The sequence below is a fragment of the Pseudomonas sp. ICMP 8385 genome, assembly GCF_002699915.1.
Classification (GTDB): domain Bacteria; phylum Pseudomonadota; class Gammaproteobacteria; order Pseudomonadales; family Pseudomonadaceae; genus Aquipseudomonas; species Aquipseudomonas gessardii.
Map to the genome: position 1 here is coordinate 107,340 of NZ_LKBY01000024.1, position 19,334 is coordinate 126,673.

Here is a 19,334-nt window from a genome sequence, read left to right on the forward strand (position 1 = left end):
CCATGAGCATTTCCCTTCGCGACCAGTTGCTCAAAGCAGGCCTGGTCAATCAGAAGCAGGCCAAGCAGGTCGGCAAAGACAAGCAGAAGCAGCAGCGCCTGGTTCACAAAGGCCAGGCCCAGGCCGATGACACCCAGCAGCGCCTGGCCCTGGAGGCACAGGCCGAGAAGGTCAAGCGCGACCAGGAGCTCAACCGCCAGCAGCAGGAAAAGGTCGAGGCCAAGGCCCGTGCCGCGCAGGTCAAGCAATTGATCGAAACCTCGCGCCTGCCCAAGTTGACCACCGAGGACTACTACAACTTCGTGGACGACAAGAAGGTCAAGCGCCTGTCGGTCAACACCTTGATGCGCAACAAGCTGAGCAACGGCTCATTGGCGATTGTCCATCACGGCGGCGGTTACGAAGTGATCCCACGGGAGGCCGCGCTGAAAATCCAGGAGCGCGCGCCTGAGCGTATCGTGCAGATGAACATCCTCACCGAGGCCCAGGTGCCGGATGAAGATGATCCGTACGCCGCTTATCAGATCCCTGACGATCTGATGTGGTAAGGCGTTAAAAACAACAAACCCCGCTCAAAAGGCGGGGTTTGTGTTTATAGACACTGCGGCTGCGTGGGCCGGGTGGCTATGGGATTTCAGCTGTTCAGGAACTTGATGCCTGGCGTCTCGTTTCAAGGGTTTCGAGCTCGTTTTTATAATTATGAGCGTCGCATTCATTGTGAAACATGCCGACCAGTAGGTCTTGCTGATGCACATCCCAGATATGAATCCCATGGCCCAGGGCCTCGTGGGACATATGGGCATCGTCGCGTTCAGTTACTTTTACAGTCATCTGCTTGCTCCAGTCTCTGGTTGATCTGCGGCAAGGCGTCGCAGGCCTTTGTTATATATTTTGTTAGCTTGCTAAGTAAACTGACTTTGCGTGCAACAATTCATTGCAGTAAACGCAACAATGCTCCAGGCCACGTAAGCCGCGACATTGCGCCACAGGGGCTGGGATTTTATGAAAAATGTTTCATATTCGAGCAAGGCTTTGGCCTTGTGCCGGGCCTCCCACCTTGGAATGCGCTCACTTGTGGGAGCTGGCTTGCCTGCGATAGCGCCAGTCGTCTCACCACAAACTTCAGGCGAAAAAAAGCCCCGCATTCAGCGAGGCTCTTTCAATCAGCTAACGATCAGCTGCCTTTCACAACCTTGCCGTTGACCGTGCCGTCCAACAGCATGATGTTGTATTCCTTGCCGTCGGTTTCGACTTGCTGCAGGCGAACCAGCAGGTAGTCCCAGTCCTTGGCAAACCACATCACGGTGGTACGTTTGCTTTGTGTCGGGTCGCGCACGCGTTCAACCTTGATCGCGTCGATCTTGCCGGCCTTGGTATCGACTTTCTCGGCACCCAGCACGCGGAAGTCATAGGTGTCGACTTCACCGTCATCCACCACCTGGTAGCTCATGGTTTTCTTGCCGGCGGCCACATCATGCTGCAGGGCCAACTGGTAGGTGGATTTGTCGACCATGCCACGGTTCAGCGGGATCTTCACCGCATCACCGCGATCGGTGCCGGTGACCATCTTGGCGGTCCAATCGAAGTCCAGGTCGGCTTTCTTGGCTTTACCCAGCCCACCCCGTTCAAAGTGGTAGGACTGTGGCAGCAAAGTATCCTTGTCCAGGGTCAAGGTGCTGGTTTCGGTCAGGCTGGCGATCATCATCGAGGCCTTGAAGCTGAGCTTCCAGGTACCGTCGGCGTTTTTTTCCAGACTGCGTTCCGCGGTGCCGCTCATGGGCAACTGCTTCCAGTCGGCGGTGTAGCTGGCGGAGAAAGGCTGAAGGTCTGCCGCGTGCACGGCAGGCAGGGCAAACAGAGCAAAAGCGAAGAGCAGGGCGCGACGCATAAAATCTCCTAGGTACGAATCAAGTGGCCGCTGGCCGCAAGTAACTGGCCGTCCAACACTGCACCCTGGTCACCGAGAACCAAGCGTCCTTCGGCAAACCAGCGAACCGCCAGCGGGTAAATCCTGTGTTCCTGGGTGTGAACCCGTTGCGCAAGGCTCTGCGCTGAGTCCGTAGACTCTACCGGAACTACTGCCTGTACGACCAGAGGCCCGCCATCGAGTTCCTCGGTAACAAAGTGCACGCTGCAGCCGTGCTCCGTATCGCCGGCCTCCAGGGCCCGCTGGTGGGTGTGTAACCCTTTGTATTTGGGCAGTAGGGAAGGGTGGATATTCAGCAGGCGCCCCTGGTAATGGCGCACGAAATCAGCGCTGAGAATGCGCATGAAACCGGCGAGGACCACGAGTTTGGGATTGAAGGCGTCGATCAGTTCGATCAAGGCGGCATCGAAGGCCTCGCGACCGTCGAACGCCTGGTGATCCAGGGCGCGGGTATCGATACCCGCGTCCTGGGCACGTTGCAGGCCGTAGGCGTCGCTGCGGTTGGAAATCACCGCAGCGATGCGCACCGGGCTGTCGCCGGCGCGCGTGCTGTCGATCAGGGCCTGCAAGTTACTGCCGGTGCCGGAGAGCAGCACCACCACATCACAGGTTGCGGGCATCAGTGAGCCTTGAGGTTCTTCAGTTCAACCTGGGCCGCACCTTCGGCAGCCGTGGCGATCTGGCCGATCACCCAGGGCTGTTCGCCGGCTTCACGCAGTACATTCAGCGCGGTTTCCACGTGCTCTTGAGCCACGCAGATGACCATGCCCACGCCGCAGTTCAGCACGCGGTGCATTTCGGTCTCGTTGACGTTGCCTTTCTCTTGCAGCCAGTCGAAGACCGCCGGGCGCTGCCAGCTGGCCACGTCGACGATGGCCTGGGCGCCTTTTGGCAGCACGCGCGGGATATTGTCCAGCAGGCCGCCACCGGTGATGTGGGCCATGGCCTTGACTGCGCCAGTGTCCTTGATCAGCTTGAGCAACGGCTTGACGTAGATGCGGGTCGGGGCCATCAGCAGGTCGGTCAAAGGCTTGCCGTCGAGCTGGGTGTTCTCGATGTCGGCACCGGACACTTCGATAATCTTGCGGATCAGCGAGTAGCCGTTGGAATGCGGGCCGGACGATGGCAGGGCCAGCAGGGCGTCACCGGCCGCTACCTTGGAGCCGTCGATGATCTCGGCTTTTTCCACGACGCCGACGCAGAAGCCCGCCAGGTCGTAGTCTTCGCCTTCGTACATGCCCGGCATTTCAGCGGTTTCGCCGCCGACCAGGGAGCAACCCGACAGCTCGCAGCCGGCGCCGATACCGGTGACCACTTGTGCAGCGGTCTCCACGTTGAGCTTGCCGGTGGCGTAGTAGTCGAGGAAGAACAGCGGCTCGGCGCCGCACACCACCAGGTCGTTGACGCACATGGCGACCAGGTCGATGCCGATGGTGTCGTGCTTGTTCAGGTTCAGCGCCAGGCGCAGCTTGGTGCCCACACCGTCGGTGCCGGAGACCAGCACAGGCTGCTTGTAGCCGGCCGGGATCTCGCAGAGGGCGCCGAAACCGCCCAGGCCGCCCATGACTTCGGGGCGCGCAGTGCGCTTGGCGACGCTCTTGATGCGTTCGACCAATGCTTCACCGGCGTCGATGTCTACACCGGCGTCCTTGTAGCTCAGGGAGGGTTGCTTGCTCATGATCCAGGCCTTTAGGGGGGGATTCAGGGGTAACGACCGATGCGGTGGGGGTACGGAAGTCGAATACTTCAGGACGCCCAGCCGTTGACGGTCTGCGAAGGCGCGCGATTTTATCAGGCTTGAGGGGCAGCGGCCATCCTCGGGCCGACGGGCAGGGGCATATGGTGCTAAAAAAACCTTAATCGGCGCCGCGATCGCCTGTATTAAGGTATAGCCTTTAACCCGCTATCGTTATGACAGTACGAAAACTTACCGGGGCCTTGTGAATGTTTTGCCGGTCGCTGTGGTCACAGCCTTGCCTAACCTTCTTCACGCGGTCTGTTCCAGCCGCTTTTTTGTCGTTCGGGAATCTTTTTTCATGGGTCTGAGTAGATACTTTTTGGTCGGCTGTTTGTCGTGTATCAGCCTGGCGAGTCATGCCGAAACCCTCAATGGTCTCTATCAAGTGCTGGAGCCGGTCAGCAACCAGGCGCCGGAGGAGCGCGCGCAAGCCACCCAGCGCGCCCTGGAAACCCTGGTGATCCGCCTCACCGGCGATGCCAAGGCCGCCCAGGGCCCTGGCCTGGCGGCGATCCGTAAGGATCCGCAACAGATCATCAGCCAATACGGCTACGACGCCGGCCCACCGGAAAGCCTGCAAGTGGATTTCGACCCGGTCAGCACCGACCGCGCCCTGCGCGATGCCGGCTTGGCGCTGTGGGGCAGCAATCGGCCATCGATCCTTGGCTGGTGGCTGAGCGATTCCACCGAAGGCAGCAGCCTGATCGGTGATGGCCAGGCCGCCGCCGAGCCGCTGCGCCGTGCGGCCCAGCATCGTGGCTTGCCGTTGCGCCTGCCGCTGGGCGACCTCGATGAACAGATCGTTGCCACCGGCCCTAATCTTGAAAGTGCAGATCCCGCGCCCCTGCGTTCGGCCTCCGAGCGTTATGGCGCCGATGCCCTGCTGGCGGTGCATGCCCGTGAAGACGCGGGCCAATGGCAAGCCAAATGGCGCCTGTGGCTGGGGGACAAGGCCGAGCAGGGCACCGCACAGGGCGCCGACCCCGCCGCGTTGGCCGATGCCGTCTTGCTGGCGGTCAGTGAGCGTCTGGCGCCCCGTTTTGCCGTAAAAGCCGGGGTGTCCAGCGAGCAGTTGCTGCAAGTGCAGGGCATGACCCTGGAGCGCTACGCCGCCCTTGGTCATTTGCTGGAGCCGTTTGGCGCGCAGTTGCAGCGGGTGGATGGCGATCGGATCGTCTATCGGGTTAACGGCAGCAGCGAGCAGTTGCGCAGCCAGTTGAGCCTGGCCAGGTTGCAGGAAGTGCCGGCCGGTGAAGCGCTTGCGCCACAACCTGTGCCGCCGCCCGTGGCCGAAGGCGCATCACCTGCGCCCGTGCCGCCGGCTGAGCCCGAGCCGCAACTGCGTTTCCGTTGGTAAATGTTCTTCCTTATATAGAAGCAAATAACAGATGGAGTGGTTTATGGCGGATACGCGTCGTTGGGTGTGGCTTGGCGGGATTGTCCTGCTGTGCGTCTTTGTGTTCTTGCTGCATTCGATCCTGACGCCGTTCCTGGTCGCCTTGCTGCTGGCCTATCTGTTCGATCCGGTGGTCGATCGCCTGGAAAAGGCCGGGCTGTCGCGCACCTGGGGGGTGGTGGCGGTGTTTGCGCTGTTTACCCTGATCGTCATGGCGCTGTTGCTGGTGCTGGTGCCGATGCTGGCCAAGCAAATGTTTCGCCTGTACGAACTGGCGCCGCAGATGCTCGATTGGCTGCAACACACGGCCATGCCCTGGGCACAGTCCAAGCTCGGCCTGGCCGATGGCTTCTGGAAGTTCGACAAGGTCAAGGCCGCGATCAGCGAGCACATGGGCCAGACCACCGATATCGTCGGGGTGATCCTCAGCCAGGCCACGGCCTCCAGCCTGGCGCTGATCGGCTGGCTGACCAACCTGGTGTTGATCCCGGTGGTGGCGTTCTACCTGCTGCGTGACTGGGACATCATGATGGCCAAGATCCGCAGCCTGCTGCCCCGTGAAAGCGAGGAACGCATTGTGTCCCTGGCCGAGGAGTGCCATGAGGTGCTGGGCGCCTTTGTTCGCGGGCAATTGCTGGTGATGGTGGCGTTGGGGATTATCTATGCCGGCGGGCTAATGGCGATTGGCCTGGAGCTGGGCCTGTTGATCGGCATGATTGCCGGCCTGGCGGCGATTGTGCCGTACATGGGCTTTGTCATCGGGATTGGCGCGGCGCTGGTGGCTGGCCTGTTCCAGTTTGGCGGCGACCTGTACCCGATGCTGGGGATTGTCGCGGTGTTCATGGTCGGTCAGGCCCTGGAAGGCATGGTGCTGACGCCGTTGCTGGTGGGCGACCGCATCGGCCTGCATCCGGTGGCCGTGATCTTTGCGATCCTGGCCGGCGGCGAGTTGTTCGGCTTTACCGGGATCCTTCTGGCGCTGCCGGTCGCGGCGGTGATCATGGTGCTGGTGCGCCATGTGCATGATGTGTACAAGGATTCGGACGTCTATACGGGCGCCGATGACCCCCAGCCGTAAGGCTCATCACAAACCCGGCTCAAGGCCGGGTTTGTTGCCTGTGGGGCTTGGCATTTAGCCATCGCGTCAAACAATCTCCAAAAAATCCAATGAGTTAACGCAAACCTTTGATTTTGCTTGTGGTCTGTTGCATTGTGCGCCCGGCGTCACGGGTATAAACTTTGCAAACTTTTCACAGAGGCCACTAACGGTTCGATTGGAACCGTTCAGTCAGCATGAAACCGATTCAGCTGCCCCTAGGTGTGCGTCTGCGTGACGATGCCACCTTCATCAATTACTACCCAGGCGCCAATGCCGCTGCACTCGGCTATGTCGAGCGGCTCTGCGAAGCCGACGCCGGGTGGACGGAAAGCCTGATCTACCTCTGGGGCAAGGACGGCGTGGGGCGCACCCACCTGTTGCAGGCCGCCTGCCTGCGCTTTGAGCAGTTGGGCGAGCCGGCGGTGTACCTACCGTTGGCCGAGCTGCTGGACCGCGGCATCGGTATCCTCGACAACCTTGAGCAATACGAACTGGTGTGCCTGGATGACCTGCAAGCGGTCGCCGGCCGGGCGGACTGGGAAGAAGCGCTGTTCCATCTGTTCAACCGCTTGCGCGACAGTGGCCGGCGCCTGTTGATTGCCGCCTCCACTTCGCCTCGGGAATTGCCGGTCAAGCTGGCCGACCTCAAGTCGCGGCTGACCCTGGCGCTGATCTTCCAGATGCGCCCCTTGTCCGATGAAGACAAATTGCGGGCCTTGCAGCTGCGCGCCTCGCGCCGTGGCCTGCACCTGACCGATGAAGTCGGGCATTTTATCCTCACCCGTGGCACCCGCAGCATGAGTGCGTTGTTCGACTTGCTCGAACAGCTCGACCAGGCCTCCTTGCAGGCCCAGCGCAAGCTCACCATCCCCTTCCTCAAAGAAACCCTCGGCTGGTAGCCAGCCCTTTGAAACCGGGGCTCCTGGCAAATTCCAGGCGCCAGAAAACCTGCGTTTGGGCCGCTCTGGCCACGCAAAAGGGTCTAAATGGGGATTAAGGGCTTAGATGACATAGGTCAAACAAGAAGTCACATAGATCACGATTGAATTTGCAAATCGATGTGATAGAGGGCATAGTCTCGGCTTCTTTACCTATCAGCCACGGTCGTGCCCATGCTAAATCGCTTCGCACCCCTCGTGCCTCTCGCACTCGTTACCCTGTTGTTTGGTTGCGCCACCCACCCTCAACAAGTGGCAGAGCAGCAAAAACCACAACAACAGCACCAGGCCAAATTCGTTGCAACGCAGTCTTCTTCTGTTTACGAGGAAGAGCTCGCAACCGAGAAGGAACTGGCCGAATTCTCCGATAGCAAGCCTTATCAGCTGCCTTTGCTGGCCGACAGCATTCTTGAGCGCGGCATGTCCCTGATCGGGACCCGCTACCGTTTCGGCGGTACCTCTGAAGCCGGCTTCGACTGCAGTGGTTTTATCGGTTACCTGTTTCGTGAAGAAGCCGGCATGAACCTGCCGCGCTCCACCCGCGAAATGATCAACGTGAATGCACCGTTGGTCGCACGAAACAACCTCAAGCCCGGCGATCTGCTTTTCTTCAGTACCAATGGCCGTGGCCGCGTCAGCCACGCCGGTATCTACCTGGGCGATGACCAGTTCATCCACTCCAGCAGCCGCCGCAGCGGCGGGGTGCGGGTCGATAAGCTGGGCGACAGCTACTGGAGCAAAACCTTCATCGAAGCCAAGCGCGCCTTGGCGATGGCCCCGACTACCGTTACCGCTCGCAAGTAAAGTTAAAGTGATACTTGAAGTTTGACGCGTAAGCGCTAGAATCCTGAGATATTGCTGCGAACCTGACCGCGCAAGCTTGCTTGCGCGGTCTAGTTTTCAGCGTTCGGCAGTGAAAGCCGCATCCAGATCAGGATTGTTCTGCCCATGTCGACCTCGGCCCGCCTAATGCTTCTTGTTTGCGCCGCACTGCTCAGTGCCTGCGCCAGCCGTCCTGCACCCGCGCCTGTGGCGGCCAAGCCCAAGCCGGTCTTCAACTACGCCACCCAGAATTTTTCGCCTGCTGCCGAAGACGTGCTGTTTCGCGCCCTGGGCCTGGTCGGCACGCCTTACCGCTGGGGCGGCAATACCCCGGACTCCGGGTTTGATTGCAGTGGCCTGATTGGTTTTGTCTACCGCGATGCCGCTGGCATCTCCCTGCCGCGCACCACCCGCGAGCTGATCGTGATGCGGGCCCAGGACGTGCGTGAAGATGCGCTGCAGACCGGCGACCTGTTGTTCTTCGCCACGGGCGGCGGTTCGCAGGTCAGCCATGCCGGCATTTATGTGGGGGAAGGGCGCTTTGTCCATGCCCCGCAAACCGGCGGTACGGTGAAGCTGGATACCTTGTCCAAGGCCTATTGGCAGAATGCCTACCTGAGTGCCAAGCGCGTGTTGCCGGCCGAGCACCTGGCGCGTAACCCCTAAGACCTGTACCGATCAAAAATGTGGGAGCGGGCTTGCTCGCGATAGCGGTGTATCAGGTATCAGATGTGCAAACTGACCCACCGCTATCGCGAGCAAGCCCGCTCCCACATTGGTTTTGTGGTGTTGTCGGGTCCGGTTATTGGGCCGAAGACACCCGCCACACCTTATTCCCCACATCATCGGCCACCAGCAACCCGCCTTGCTGGTCGATCACCACGCCCACCGGCCGGCCCATGGCTTTCTGGTCACTGTTGAGAAACCCGGTCAGCACATCCACCGGTTGCCCCTTCGGCTTGCCGCCCTCGAACGGCACAAAGATCACCTTGTAACCACTGTGTGGCTTGCGATTCCACGAGCCGTGCTGGCCAATAAACGCCCCCTGGGCAAATTGCGCCGGCAGCGTGTTGCCTTCAGCGAAGGTCAGGCCCAGCGATGCGGTGTGCGGCCCTACGGCATAGTCCGGCGCAATCGCCTTGGCCACCAGGTCCGGGTCCTGCGGTGTGACCCGCACATCCACATGCTGGCCGTAGTAGCTGAATGGCCAGCCATAAAAGCCACCGTCCCTGACCGAGGTGATGTAGTCCGGCACCAGGTCGCTGCCGATTTCATCGCGCTCGTTGACCGCCGTCCACAGCTTGCCGCTTTGTGGCTCCCAGGCCATGCCATTGGGGTTGCGCAGCCCGGAAGCAAAAATCCGCTGCTTGCCGCTGGCCCGGTCGACTTCCCAGATCGCCGCGCGGCCCTGTTCGGCTTCCAGGCCGTTTTCGCCGACGTTGCTGTTGGAACCCACGCTCACATACAACGTGCCGCCGTCCTTGCTGGCCACCACGTTTTTTGTCCAGTGGTGGTTCAGTGGGCCACTCGGCAGGTCGATGACCTTGGTGCCGGGCGCCTTGATCGCGGTTTCCCCCGGTTGATAGGGGAAACGCAGCAGCTTGTCCGAATCGGCCACATACAGGTCGTTGCCCACCAGGGTCATGCCAAACGGTGAGTTGAGGTTTTCCAGGAACACCGTGCGGGTTTCCGCCACGCCATCATGGTCGGCATCGCGCAGCAGGGTGATGCGGTTCGGGCTGGGGACACCGGCACCGGCACGGCCCATGACCTTTTCCATGACCCAGCCGCGAATGCCCTTGGAATCATCCGGCTTGGGCGGCGCGTTGGTCTCGGCCACCAGCACGTCGCCGTTGGGCAATACATACAGCCAGCGTGGGTGATCCAGGCCTTCGGCGAAGGCGCCGACCTGGGTGCCCGCAGCCGCGGTCGGCTTGGCGCCATCGGGCCAGCCAATCGCCGGGGCGATGTTGACGGTGGGGATCAGGGTTTTATTCGGTTCCGGCAGCTTGGGCGACGGCCCGGTGCCATCGGATACCTGCAAGGTTGAGCTTTCGCCACAGGCGGCGAGTGCGCCTGCGGCCATGATCAGTAGGGCGAGTCGGGTCTTGTGCATGTTTTTATCCTCAAAGCCTGTAGCCATAGAGGCCTGGCGCGCGGCGATGGTTCAAGTGTATGGCCGGCTTTAATTGACGCTGTACCCCCAACCCACTAACCTTCGCCGCTTGTTTCAGGTGCTCGGTGACGTACGCGTCGACCGAGTGAAACAGGGAAGCCGGTGAGTGCGCGCACTTTTCTACAGTGCGGCCACGATCCCGGCGCTGCCCCCGCAACGGTAAATGAGTCAAGACGCTGCTTTTGCCACTGTATCGCCCGCGATATGGGAAGGTGCATCGTCGGTTTGCCCTGGTCAACAGGGCACCCCTCATGAGCCCGGAGACCGGCCTGATCCATCCAACAGCATCACGGTGGGCGATGCTTGGCTTCATGTTGTTGTCTTTTCCTGCCCGCCGTTTTTGTCCAGCCCCAACGGAGAGCTGCCATGACTGATTCCCCTGATCGTGACGAACGCCACCTGGCGCGCATGCTGCGCAAAAAAGCGGTGATTGACGAGCGCATTGCCAATTCACCGAATGAGTGCGGTTTGCTGCTGGTATTGACCGGCAATGGCAAAGGCAAGAGCAGTTCGGCATTTGGCATGCTGGCCCGGGCCATGGGGCACGGTATGCAATGCGGCGTCGTGCAATTTATCAAGGGCCGTAACAGCACCGGTGAGGAGCTGTTCTTCCGGCGCTTCCCCGAGCAGGTACGCTTTCATGTGATGGGCGAGGGCTTCACCTGGGAAACCCAGGACCGCCAGCGCGATATCGCCGCCGCCGAAGCGGCCTGGCAAGTCTCCCGGGAAATGTTGCAGGACCCGTCCATCGGCCTGGTGGTGCTCGATGAGTTGAACATCGCGCTCAAGCACGGCTATCTTGACCTGGACCAGGTGCTTGGCGACCTGCAAGCCCGCCCACCGATGCAGCACGTGCTGGTCACCGGGCGTGGCGCCAAGCCGGAGCTGATGGAAATGGCCGATACCGTCACCGAAATGGGCATGCTCAAGCACGCGTTCCAGGCCGGTATCAAGGCACAGAAAGGCATCGAGCTTTGAACCCGCCGCGCCATTGCCCTGCCGTGCTGATCGCCGCACCGGCGTCAGGCCAGGGCAAGACCACCGTCACCGCCGCCCTGGCCCGCTTGCACCGCAACCTGGGGCGCAAGGTCCGGGTGTTCAAGTGCGGCCCGGACTTTCTCGACCCGATGATCCATGAGCGCGCCAGCGGTGCGCCGGTCTATCAATTGGACATGTGGATGGTCGGCGAGCAGGAAAGTCGCCGCCTGCTGTGGGAAGCTGCGGGGGAGGCGGACCTGATCCTGATCGAGGGCGTGATGGGCCTGTTCGACGGCACCCCCTCCAGCGCCGACCTGGCCCGCCATTTTGGCGTGCCCGTGCTGGCAGTGATCGACGGCACCGCCATGGCCCAGACCTTCGGCGCCCTGGCGCTGGGGCTGGCGCGTTACCAGGCGGACCTGCCGTTCGCCGGGGTCCTGGCCAACCGCGTCGGCACCGTGCGCCATGCGCAGTTGCTCGAAGGCAGCCTGACCGAAGGCCTGCGCTGGTACGGCGCGCTGTCCCGGGAAACCGGCATTGAGTTACCCAGCCGCCACTTGGGCCTGGTGCAGGCCAGCGAGTTGAATGACCTGGACCTGCGCCTGGATGCGGCGGCCGCCGCCCTGGCCAGCAGTTGCGAGGTAGCGCTGCCACCGTCGGTGGCATTCGCCGCGCCCGAGGTGATCGAGGCCCAGCCCTTACTGGCCGGGGTGCGGATTGCCGTAGCCCGTGACGAAGCCTTTGCCTTCACCTACGGCGCCAGCCTCGACTTGCTGCGGGCGATGGGCGCGCAGTTGCACTTCTTCTCGCCGATCCATGACCGCGTGTTGCCCGATGCCCACAGCCTTTATCTGCCCGGGGGTTACCCGGAGCTGCATCACCAGGCGCTGTCGCAAAACACCGCGATGCTGCAGGCGATCCGCGCCCATCACGCCGCTGGCAAACCGTTGCTGGCCGAATGCGGTGGCATGCTCTACCTGCTCGACTCCTTGACCGATGTCGAGGGCTCCCGCGCCGAACTGCTGGGCCTGCTGCAAGGCGATGCGGTCATGCAGAAACGCCTGGCGGCCCTGGCCCTGCAAACGGTCGAGCTGCCAGAAGGCGTGCTGCGCGGCCATACCTATCATCATTCCCTGACCAGCACGCAGTGGCAGCCGATTGCCCGTGGCCTGAGCCCCAATGGCGGGCGCGGCGCCGAGGCGGTGTATCGCCAGGGGCGGATGACGGCCTCCTATGTGCACTTTTATTTCCCGTCGAACCCGGCTGCGGTGGCCGCGTTGTTTGCGCCAGACCGGCAAGCCGTTATCGCAGACCACCACGCTGCAAATGTGGGAGCGGGCTTGCCCGCGATAGGGCCATGACCGACCACGCCTACCCCCAGGCCGAGCGCGACGCGATCTACCGCGCCATCGCCGAACGCCGCGACATGCGCCACTTCAGCGGCGGTAGCGTCGCCCCCGAACTGTTGCATCGCCTGCTGCACGCCGCGCACCAGGCCCCCAGCGTCGGCCTGATGCAGCCCTGGCGCTTTATCCGCATCAGCGACCGCAACCTGCGCGGGCAGATCCAGCAGTTGGTGGAAGCCGAACGCATCCGCACCGCGCAAGCCCTGGGCGAGCGCTCGGACGATTTCATGAGGCTCAAGGTCGAAGGCATCCACGACTGCGCCGAGGTGCTGGTGGCGGCGTTGATGGATGACCGCGAGCGGCATATTTTCGGGCGCCGGACCTTGCCGGAAATGGACCTGGCCTCGCTGTCCTGCGCGATCCAGAATCTATGGCTGGCGTCCCGCGCCGAAGGCCTGGGCCTGGGCTGGGTGTCGTTGTTCGAGCCCCGGGACCTGGCCGACCTGCTGGGCCTGCCGCCCGGCGCCAAGCCCCTGGCCGTGCTGTGCCTGGGCCCGGTGACCGAGTTCTACCCGGCACCGATGTTGCAACTCGAAGGCTGGACCGAACCGCGTCCGCTGAGTGACATGCTGTATGAAAATTATTGGGGAGTGAGTCAATGAGTGTGGCCTTGCTGAGTGTCGCTGCAGTGGCGCTGGATGCGCTGCTGGGCGAGCCCAGGCGCTGGCATCCGCTGGTGGCGTTCGGCAATTTTGCCGGGCGCATCGAGCAACGTTTCAACTCCGCAGGGCGCGGCTGGCGCAGCCATGGCGTGACCGCGTGGTTTATCTGCGTGATACCCCTGACCTTGCTGGCCACGGCCTTGTCCTGGGCGCCTTATTTCGGCTGGGTGATCGAGATCCTCGCGTTGTACCTGGCCCTGGGTATGCGCAGCCTGGGTGAGCATGTGTTGCCGGTGGCCCAGGCCCTGCGCAGTGGTGACCTGGACGAGGCGCGCACGCGCGTCAGTTACCTGGTCAGCCGCGAAACCCGTGAACTGGACAGCACTGAAGTGGCGCGGGCCGCCACCGAATCGGTGCTGGAAAACGGCAGCGACGCGGTGTTCGCCGCGCTGTTCTGGTTTGTCGTGGCCGGCGTGCCGGGCGTGGTGCTGTACCGCCTGAGCAATACCCTGGATGCCATGTGGGGCTATCGCAACGAACGCTTTGAACGCTTTGGCTGGGCGGCGGCGAAGATTGACGACGTACTCAATTACATCCCCGCCCGCCTGGTCGCCTTGACCTACGCTGTGCTGGGCAAGACACGCCTGGCACTCACCTGCTGGCGCCGCCAGGGCCCGACCTGGGACAGCCCGAATGCCGGGCCGGTGATGGCCGCAGGCGCGGGCGCCCTGGGTGTCGAGCTGGGCGGGGCGGCGATTTATCACGGTGAGTTGCACCAGCGTCCACCCCTCGGCGAAGGGCCAGTGGCCGATGCCGATTCCATCGAGCGTGGCTGGCAACTGGTGCAGCGCGGCGTGTGGTTGTGGGTATTGATCCTGTGTGCGGGGGCGCAATTTTATGCTTGAACACGGTGGACGGCTGCGCAAGGCGGCGATGCGGTACGGCATCGCCCAGGAAGACTGGCTGGACCTGTCCAGTGGCCTCGCGCCCTGGCCCTGGCCCATCCCGCCCATCCCGCTACGGGCCTGGGCACGCCTGCCCGAGACCGATGACGGCCTGGAGCAGGCGGCCTGCCACTACTACGGCGCAGCCCAGGTATTGCCGGTGCCGGGATCCCAGGCGGCCATCCAGTTGCTGCCGCGCCTGCGCCGCACGGGCAAGGTCGGCGTGTTGTCGCCATGCTATGCCGAGCATGCCGAAGCCTGGCGCCGCGCCGGTTATATCGTGCGTGAAGTGCTGGAGCAGGAAGTCGACTTCTTCCTCGACAGCCTCGACGTGCTGGTGGTGGTCAACCCCAACAACCCCACCGGCCTGAGCCTTGCGCCCCAGCGCCTGCTGGATTGGCATGCGCGGCTGGCCCAGCGCGGTGGCTGGCTGGTGGTGGATGAAGCCTTTATGGACAACACCCCACAGTTGAGCCTGGCGAGCCAGACTCATCAGGTGGGGTTGATTGTGTTGCGTTCGTTCGGCAAGTTTTTTGGCTTGGCCGGGGTTCGCCTGGGTTTTGTGCTGGCCGAACGCAAACTGCTCAAGCTGCTGGCTGAACAGGTCGGGCCATGGGCGGTCAGTGGGCCGACGCGGGTGCTGGGGCAGGCCTGCCTGAAAGACCCTGCTGGCCATACACAGCAACGCCGGCGCTGTGACCAGGCCAGCCAGCGCCTGTTCGGGCTGCTGGAGCACTACGGCCTGCGCCCGCAAGGCGGTTGCGCGCTGTTCCAGTGGCTGATCACCGAGCGCGCTGAGCAGCTGCATGAGTTCATGGCCCAGCGCGGCATCCTGTTGCGCCTGTTTGCCCACGACAGCAGCCTGCGCTTTGGCCTGCCCGGGACGGACGCCGATTGGGCGCGCCTTGAACAAGCCCTGATTGCCTGGAAGCAAGCCTCATGACCACCCTGATGGTGCAAGGCACCACCTCCGACGCGGGCAAAAGTACCCTGGTGACCGCGCTATGCCGTTGGGTCGTGCGCCAGGGCGTGCCGGTGGTGCCGTTCAAGCCGCAGAACATGGCGCTCAACAGCGCAGTCACGGCCGAAGGCGGCGAGATCGGCCGCGCCCAGGCCGTGCAGGCCCAGGCCGCCAACCTGGCGCCGCACACCGATATGAACCCGGTGCTGCTCAAGCCCAACAGTGACACCGGCTCCCAGGTCATCATCCATGGCCACGCCGTGACCAGCATGAATGCCGTGGCCTATCACGACTACAAGGCCATCGCCATGCAGGCGGTACTGGCCTCCCACGGGCGCTTGAGCGCGGCCTACCCGGTGGTGATGGTCGAAGGCGCAGGTTCGCCGGCCGAGATCAACCTGCGGGCCAATGACATCGCCAACATGGGGTTTGCCGAAGCGGTGGATTGCCCGGTGCTGCTGATCGCCGATATCAATCGCGGCGGGGTGTTCGCCCATCTGGTGGGCACGCTGGAGTTGCTGTCGCCGTCAGAACAAGCGCGGGTCAAGGGCTTTATCATCAACCGCTTCCGTGGCGATATCGCCCTGCTGCAACCGGGCCTCGATTGGCTTGAAGCGCGCACCGGCAAACCGGTGGTGGGCGTGTTGCCTTACGTGATGGACCTGCACCTGGAAGCCGAGGATGGCATTGACCAGCGCCAGATCGACAAGGCGGCGCAGGTGCTCAAAGTGGTGGTGCCGGTGTTGCCACGCATCAGCAACCACACCGACTTCGACCCGCTGCGCCTGCATCCTCAGGTGGATTTGCAGTTTGTCGGCCCGGGCCAGGCAATCCCCGCCGCCGACCTGATCATCCTGCCCGGTTCAAAAAGCGTGCGCAGCGACCTGGCTTACCTGCGCACCAATGGCTGGGACACTGCCATTGCCCGGCACCTGCGTTACGGCGGCAAGGTGCTGGGCATCTGCGGCGGCCTGCAGATGCTGGGCGAGCAGGTCCACGACCCGCTGGGCCTGGAAGGCGTGGCGGGTTCCAGTGCTGGCCTGGGCCTGCTGGCCTTGAGCACCACCCTGGAGGCCGAGAAACAATTGCGCAATGTGCGGGGCCGCTTGGCGTTGGAAGAGGCACCAGTCAGCGGTTATGAGATTCATGCGGGCGTGACCCGAGGTGCGGCCCTGGAGCAGCCAGCGGTACGCCTGGATGATGGCCGCAGCGACGGTGCTTGTAGCGATGACGGGCAAATCCTCGGCACTTATCTGCATGGCCTGTTCGAGACGCCCGCCGCTTGCAGCGCCTTGTTGCGCTGGGCCGGTTTGCAGGAGGTGCAGGACGTCGATTACCACGGCCTGCGCGAGCGCGATATCGAGCGCCTGGCGGATTTGGTGGAGCAGCATCTGGACACCCGGTTGCTGCGCCAGTTATGTGGCATTTGAGGGCTTGACCATGTTGCAATTGATCCTCGGCGGCGCCCGCTCCGGTAAAAGCCGCCTGGCGGAAAAACTCGCCAGCGACAGCGCCATGCCCGTCACCTATATCGCCACCAGCCAGGCCCTGGACGGTGAGATGAACGCGCGCGTGGCCCTGCATCGCCAGCGTCGCCCACGTGAGTGGGGGCTGGTCGAGGAGCCGCTGGAACTGGCGCGGGTTCTGCGTGAAAACGCCGCCCCTGGGCATTGCCTGCTGGTCGATTGCCTGACCCTGTGGCTTACCAACCTGCTGATGCTGGACGACCCACAGCGCCTGGGGGTCGAGCGCGAACACTTGCTGGACTGCCTGGCATCGCTGCCGGGGGAAATCATTTTTGTCAGCAACGAGACCGGACTGGGTGTCGTACCGCTGGGCGAATTGACTCGCCGCTATGTGGATGAAGCTGGTTGGCTGCATCAAGCCCTGGCCGAGCGTTGTCAGCGTGTTGTGCTGACCGTTGCGGGCCTGCCCCTGACTTTGAAAGGTACTGCGTTATGAGCCCATCCTGGTGGCTGGACCCGTGCAAGGCGCTGGACGCCGCGGCCTATGAACAAGCCCTGGCCCGCCAGCAGCAACTGACCAAGCCCGCCGGATCCCTGGGGCAACTGGAGGCGCTGGCGGTACAACTGGCCGGCTTGCAGGGCCGGCTCAAGCCGACGGTCGAGCAGGTGTGGATCGCCATCTTTGCCGGCGATCACGGCGTGGTCGCCGAAGGCGTCTCGGCCTATCCCCAGGAAGTCACCGCGCAGATGCTGCACAACTTTGTCAGCGGCGGTGCGGCGATCAGCGTGCTGGCCCGGCAACTGGATGCACAACTGGAAGTGGTGGACCTGGGCACCGTGACCCCAGCGCTCGACCTGCCGGGCGTGCGCCACCTGAATATCGCCCCGGGCACGGCCAATTTCGTGCTGGGCGCGGCCATGACCGAGGCCCAGGGCCGGCTGGCCCTGGCGGCGGGACGTGCCAGTGTGCAGCGCGCACTCAACGCCGGTGCGCAGTTGTTTATTGGCGGCGAGATGGGCATCGGCAATACCACCGCCGCCAGTGCGCTGGCCTGTGCCTTGCTCGATTGCCCGGTCAGCGACCTGACCGGCCCCGGCACCGGCCTGAATGCCCAGGGCGTGAGCCATAAAGTGGCGGTGATCGAGCGCGCCCTGGCAGTGCATGCCGGGCAGCGCGGCGACCCGTTGCAGACCCTGTTCAATCTTGGTGGCCTGGAGATCGCCGGGTTGGTGGGGGCGTATCTGGCCTGCGCCCAGGCGGGGGTGGTGGTGCTGGTCGACGGGTTTATCTGCACCGTCGCGGCCCTGGTTGCCACGCGCCTCAACCCGTCGTGCCGGCCCTGGCTGTTGTTTGGCCACCGGGGCGCCGAGCCGGGCCATCGCCATGTGTTGCAAAGCCTTGAAGCCCAGCCGCTGCTGGAACTGGGCCTGCGCCTGGGCGAGGGCAGTGGCGCGGCGCTGGCGGTGCCCCTGTTGCGCCTGGCCTGTGCGTTGCACGGGCAGATGGCGACGTTCGCAGAAGCCGCCGTGGCGGATCGCCCGGCATGACCTTGCACCTGGACCTGCTGCGCCATGGCGAAACCGAACTGGGCGGCGGCTTGCGCGGCAGCCTGGATGATGCGCTGACGGCCAAGGGTTGGGCGCAGATGCGCGAGGCCGTGCGGGAGCACGGGCCGTGGGATCGTCTGGTCAGCTCACCGCTGCAACGCTGCGCACGTTTCGCTGAAGAGTTGGGCGCACGCCTGAACCTGCCGGTGAGCCTGGAACAGGCTCTACAGGAGCTGCATTTCGGCGCCTGGGAAGGGCAGAGTGCGGCGCAGTTGATGGAAACCGATGCCGAGGCATTGGGCCTGTTCTGGGCCGATCCCTATCGCTTTACGCCGCCGGATGGCGAGCCTGTCGCGGCGTTTTCCCAGCGCGTACGCGGCGCAGTCCTACGTCTGCATCAACTGTATGCCGGCCAACGGGTGCTGTTGATCAGCCATGGTGGCGTCATGCGTTTACTGCTGGCCGAGGCCCGTGGCTTGCCCCGTGAACAGTTGCTGAATGTCGAGGTGGGCCACGGCGGCTTGTTCAGCCTGCGGGTCGAGGCCGATGGTGTGTTGAGCGAGGGCGCCTGAATGCTGCCGTTCTGGATTGCCTTGCAGTTTCTCAGCAGCCTGCCGATCCGCCTGCCAGGCATGCCGCAACCCCAGGAACTGGGGCGCTCGCTGCTGTTTTATCCGCTGGTGGGGTTGTTGTTCGGCCTGCTGCTATGGGGCTTGAACACGCTGTTGATGGGCGCACCGTTGCTGTTGCACGCGGCCCTGCTGCTGACGGCCTGGGTGTTGCTCAGCGGTGGCCTGCACCTGGATGGCCTGGCGGACAGCGCCGACGCCTGGCTGGGTGGCTTTGGCGACCGCGAACGCACCCTGAGCATCATGAAGGACCCGCGCAGCGGCCCGATTGCCGTGGTCACCCTGGGCTTGGTGCTGCTGCTCAAATTCAGCGCCCTGGTGGCCCTGATTGAGCAACACAATGGCGCCGCATTGATCCTCGCCCCCTTGATCGGTCGCAGCTCGCTGCTGGCACTGTTTCTCACCACCCGTTACGTGCGCGCCGGGGGCCTGGGCCAGGCGCTGGCTGACCACTTGCCACGGCTTGTCGGGCAGCAGGTGCTGATCCTCAGCGGCCTGGCGTGTGTGTTGATCGGTGGATTCAGCGGCGGGATTGCGGTGTTGCTGGCGGCCATCTGCTTTGTGGGCTTGCGGCAACTGATGATCAACCGGCTGGGCGGCACCACCGGCGACACGGCCGGCGCCTTGCTGGAGCTGCTGGAAGTGGCGGTGTTGATTGGCCTGGTTCTGTAACACTTTCTTGCATTTCCTTAATCGCGGGTATA

Annotated in this window: 21 protein-coding genes and 1 riboswitch; of the genes, 16 read left to right on the forward strand and 5 right to left on the reverse strand. The window is 63.2% G+C overall.

Translation table 11 applies throughout. From position 1 onward, the window contains the following. Positions 1–2 precede the first annotated feature (2 nt). A complete protein-coding gene (locus AO268_RS05190; RefSeq protein ID WP_076963006.1) occupies positions 3–548 on the forward strand; it encodes a DUF2058 domain-containing protein in 546 nt (181 codons plus the stop codon). Positions 549–642: 94 nt separating this feature from the next. Here the strand turns inward: AO268_RS05190 and AO268_RS05195 are convergent, their stop codons facing one another. The 4 genes from AO268_RS05195 to purM all read right to left on the reverse strand — a co-directional run bounded on the left by AO268_RS05195 (position 643) and on the right by purM (position 3,605). Next, positions 643–831, reverse strand: coding sequence for a hypothetical protein (locus tag AO268_RS05195; RefSeq protein WP_076963007.1), 189 nt, complete (start codon positions 829–831; stop codon positions 643–645). A gap of 343 nt (positions 832–1,174) precedes the next feature. Further along, positions 1,175–1,888 carry a DUF3108 domain-containing protein gene (locus tag AO268_RS05200; protein ID WP_076963008.1) on the reverse strand — a complete coding sequence of 238 codons (714 nt, stop codon included), beginning with the start codon at positions 1,886–1,888 and terminating at the stop codon, positions 1,175–1,177. An 8-nt stretch (positions 1,889–1,896) separates the two neighbouring features. Next, entirely contained in the window at positions 1,897–2,547 is a 651-nt protein-coding gene (purN, locus tag AO268_RS05205) for a phosphoribosylglycinamide formyltransferase (RefSeq protein ID WP_099168066.1), read from the reverse strand. Further along, positions 2,547–3,605: a phosphoribosylformylglycinamidine cyclo-ligase gene (gene purM, locus AO268_RS05210; protein ID WP_032857036.1), complete on the reverse strand. Its 1,059-nt coding sequence runs from the start codon at positions 3,603–3,605 to the stop codon at positions 2,547–2,549. Before purM ends, purN begins: the two co-directional genes overlap by 1 nt. A gap of 358 nt (positions 3,606–3,963) precedes the next feature. On the opposite strand from purM, the gene AO268_RS05215 reads away from it, so the two are divergent. The 5 genes from AO268_RS05215 (at position 3,964) to AO268_RS05235 (ending at position 8,586) form a co-directional block, all read left to right on the forward strand. Next, positions 3,964–5,022, forward strand: coding sequence for a DUF2066 domain-containing protein (locus AO268_RS05215; RefSeq protein ID WP_099168067.1), 1,059 nt, complete (start codon positions 3,964–3,966; stop codon positions 5,020–5,022). Positions 5,023–5,065: 43 nt separating this feature from the next. Continuing rightward, positions 5,066–6,139, forward strand: a complete 1,074-nt coding sequence (locus tag AO268_RS05220; RefSeq protein ID WP_076963012.1) for an AI-2E family transporter — start codon at positions 5,066–5,068, stop codon at positions 6,137–6,139. A gap of 215 nt (positions 6,140–6,354) precedes the next feature. After that, positions 6,355–7,059, forward strand: a complete 705-nt coding sequence (hda, locus tag AO268_RS05225; RefSeq protein WP_029292403.1) for a DnaA regulatory inactivator Hda — start codon at positions 6,355–6,357, stop codon at positions 7,057–7,059. Positions 7,060–7,272: 213 nt separating this feature from the next. Continuing rightward, positions 7,273–7,902 carry a C40 family peptidase gene (locus AO268_RS05230; RefSeq protein ID WP_099168068.1) on the forward strand — a complete coding sequence of 210 codons (630 nt, stop codon included), beginning with the start codon at positions 7,273–7,275 and terminating at the stop codon, positions 7,900–7,902. Positions 7,903–8,046: 144 nt separating this feature from the next. Further along, positions 8,047–8,586: a C40 family peptidase gene (locus AO268_RS05235; protein WP_099168069.1), complete on the forward strand. Its 540-nt coding sequence runs from the start codon at positions 8,047–8,049 to the stop codon at positions 8,584–8,586. Between the two features lie 136 nt (positions 8,587–8,722). Here the strand turns inward: AO268_RS05235 and AO268_RS05240 are convergent, their stop codons facing one another. Further along, positions 8,723–10,036 carry a PQQ-dependent sugar dehydrogenase gene (locus AO268_RS05240; RefSeq protein WP_099168070.1) on the reverse strand — a complete coding sequence of 438 codons (1,314 nt, stop codon included), beginning with the start codon at positions 10,034–10,036 and terminating at the stop codon, positions 8,723–8,725. 99 nt (positions 10,037–10,135) lie between these two features. After that, positions 10,136–10,383, forward strand: a riboswitch (cobalamin riboswitch). 79 nt (positions 10,384–10,462) lie between these two features. Between AO268_RS05240 and cobO the strand changes: the two genes are divergently transcribed. From cobO to AO268_RS05290, 10 genes are read left to right on the forward strand one after another with little or no spacing between them, the layout of a single operon-like run. Continuing rightward, positions 10,463–11,074, forward strand: a complete 612-nt coding sequence (gene cobO, locus AO268_RS05245) for a cob(I)yrinic acid a,c-diamide adenosyltransferase (RefSeq protein WP_076963015.1) — start codon at positions 10,463–10,465, stop codon at positions 11,072–11,074. Next, complete coding sequence (locus AO268_RS05250; RefSeq protein WP_099168071.1) at positions 11,071–12,435, forward strand: cobyrinate a,c-diamide synthase; 1,365 nt, start codon at positions 11,071–11,073, stop codon at positions 12,433–12,435. Before cobO ends, AO268_RS05250 begins: the two co-directional genes overlap by 4 nt. Next, positions 12,432–13,082 (forward strand): 5,6-dimethylbenzimidazole synthase, encoded by a 651-nt coding sequence (bluB, locus tag AO268_RS05255; protein ID WP_099168072.1) that lies wholly within the window; start codon positions 12,432–12,434, stop codon positions 13,080–13,082. Before AO268_RS05250 ends, bluB begins: the two co-directional genes overlap by 4 nt. Then, positions 13,079–13,987 (forward strand): adenosylcobinamide-phosphate synthase CbiB, encoded by a 909-nt coding sequence (gene cbiB, locus AO268_RS05260; protein WP_099168073.1) that lies wholly within the window; start codon positions 13,079–13,081, stop codon positions 13,985–13,987. Before bluB ends, cbiB begins: the two co-directional genes overlap by 4 nt. Further along, positions 13,980–14,969 carry a threonine-phosphate decarboxylase CobD gene (cobD, locus tag AO268_RS05265; RefSeq protein ID WP_099168074.1) on the forward strand — a complete coding sequence of 330 codons (990 nt, stop codon included), beginning with the start codon at positions 13,980–13,982 and terminating at the stop codon, positions 14,967–14,969. The genes cbiB and cobD overlap by 8 nt, the downstream gene beginning before the upstream one ends. Then, positions 14,966–16,417 carry a cobyric acid synthase gene (locus AO268_RS05270; protein WP_099168075.1) on the forward strand — a complete coding sequence of 484 codons (1,452 nt, stop codon included), beginning with the start codon at positions 14,966–14,968 and terminating at the stop codon, positions 16,415–16,417. The genes cobD and AO268_RS05270 overlap by 4 nt, the downstream gene beginning before the upstream one ends. A 10-nt stretch (positions 16,418–16,427) precedes the next feature. Continuing rightward, positions 16,428–16,949, forward strand: a complete 522-nt coding sequence (gene cobU / locus AO268_RS05275; RefSeq protein WP_099168076.1) for a bifunctional adenosylcobinamide kinase/adenosylcobinamide-phosphate guanylyltransferase — start codon at positions 16,428–16,430, stop codon at positions 16,947–16,949. Continuing rightward, complete coding sequence (gene cobT, locus AO268_RS05280; protein ID WP_099168077.1) at positions 16,946–18,001, forward strand: nicotinate-nucleotide--dimethylbenzimidazole phosphoribosyltransferase; 1,056 nt, start codon at positions 16,946–16,948, stop codon at positions 17,999–18,001. Before cobU ends, cobT begins: the two co-directional genes overlap by 4 nt. Continuing rightward, positions 17,998–18,573 carry an alpha-ribazole phosphatase family protein gene (cobC, locus tag AO268_RS05285; RefSeq protein ID WP_076963023.1) on the forward strand — a complete coding sequence of 192 codons (576 nt, stop codon included), beginning with the start codon at positions 17,998–18,000 and terminating at the stop codon, positions 18,571–18,573. The genes cobT and cobC overlap by 4 nt, the downstream gene beginning before the upstream one ends. Continuing rightward, positions 18,574–19,302 (forward strand): adenosylcobinamide-GDP ribazoletransferase, encoded by a 729-nt coding sequence (locus tag AO268_RS05290; protein WP_099168078.1) that lies wholly within the window; start codon positions 18,574–18,576, stop codon positions 19,300–19,302. Positions 19,303–19,334: the final 32 nt, after the last annotated feature.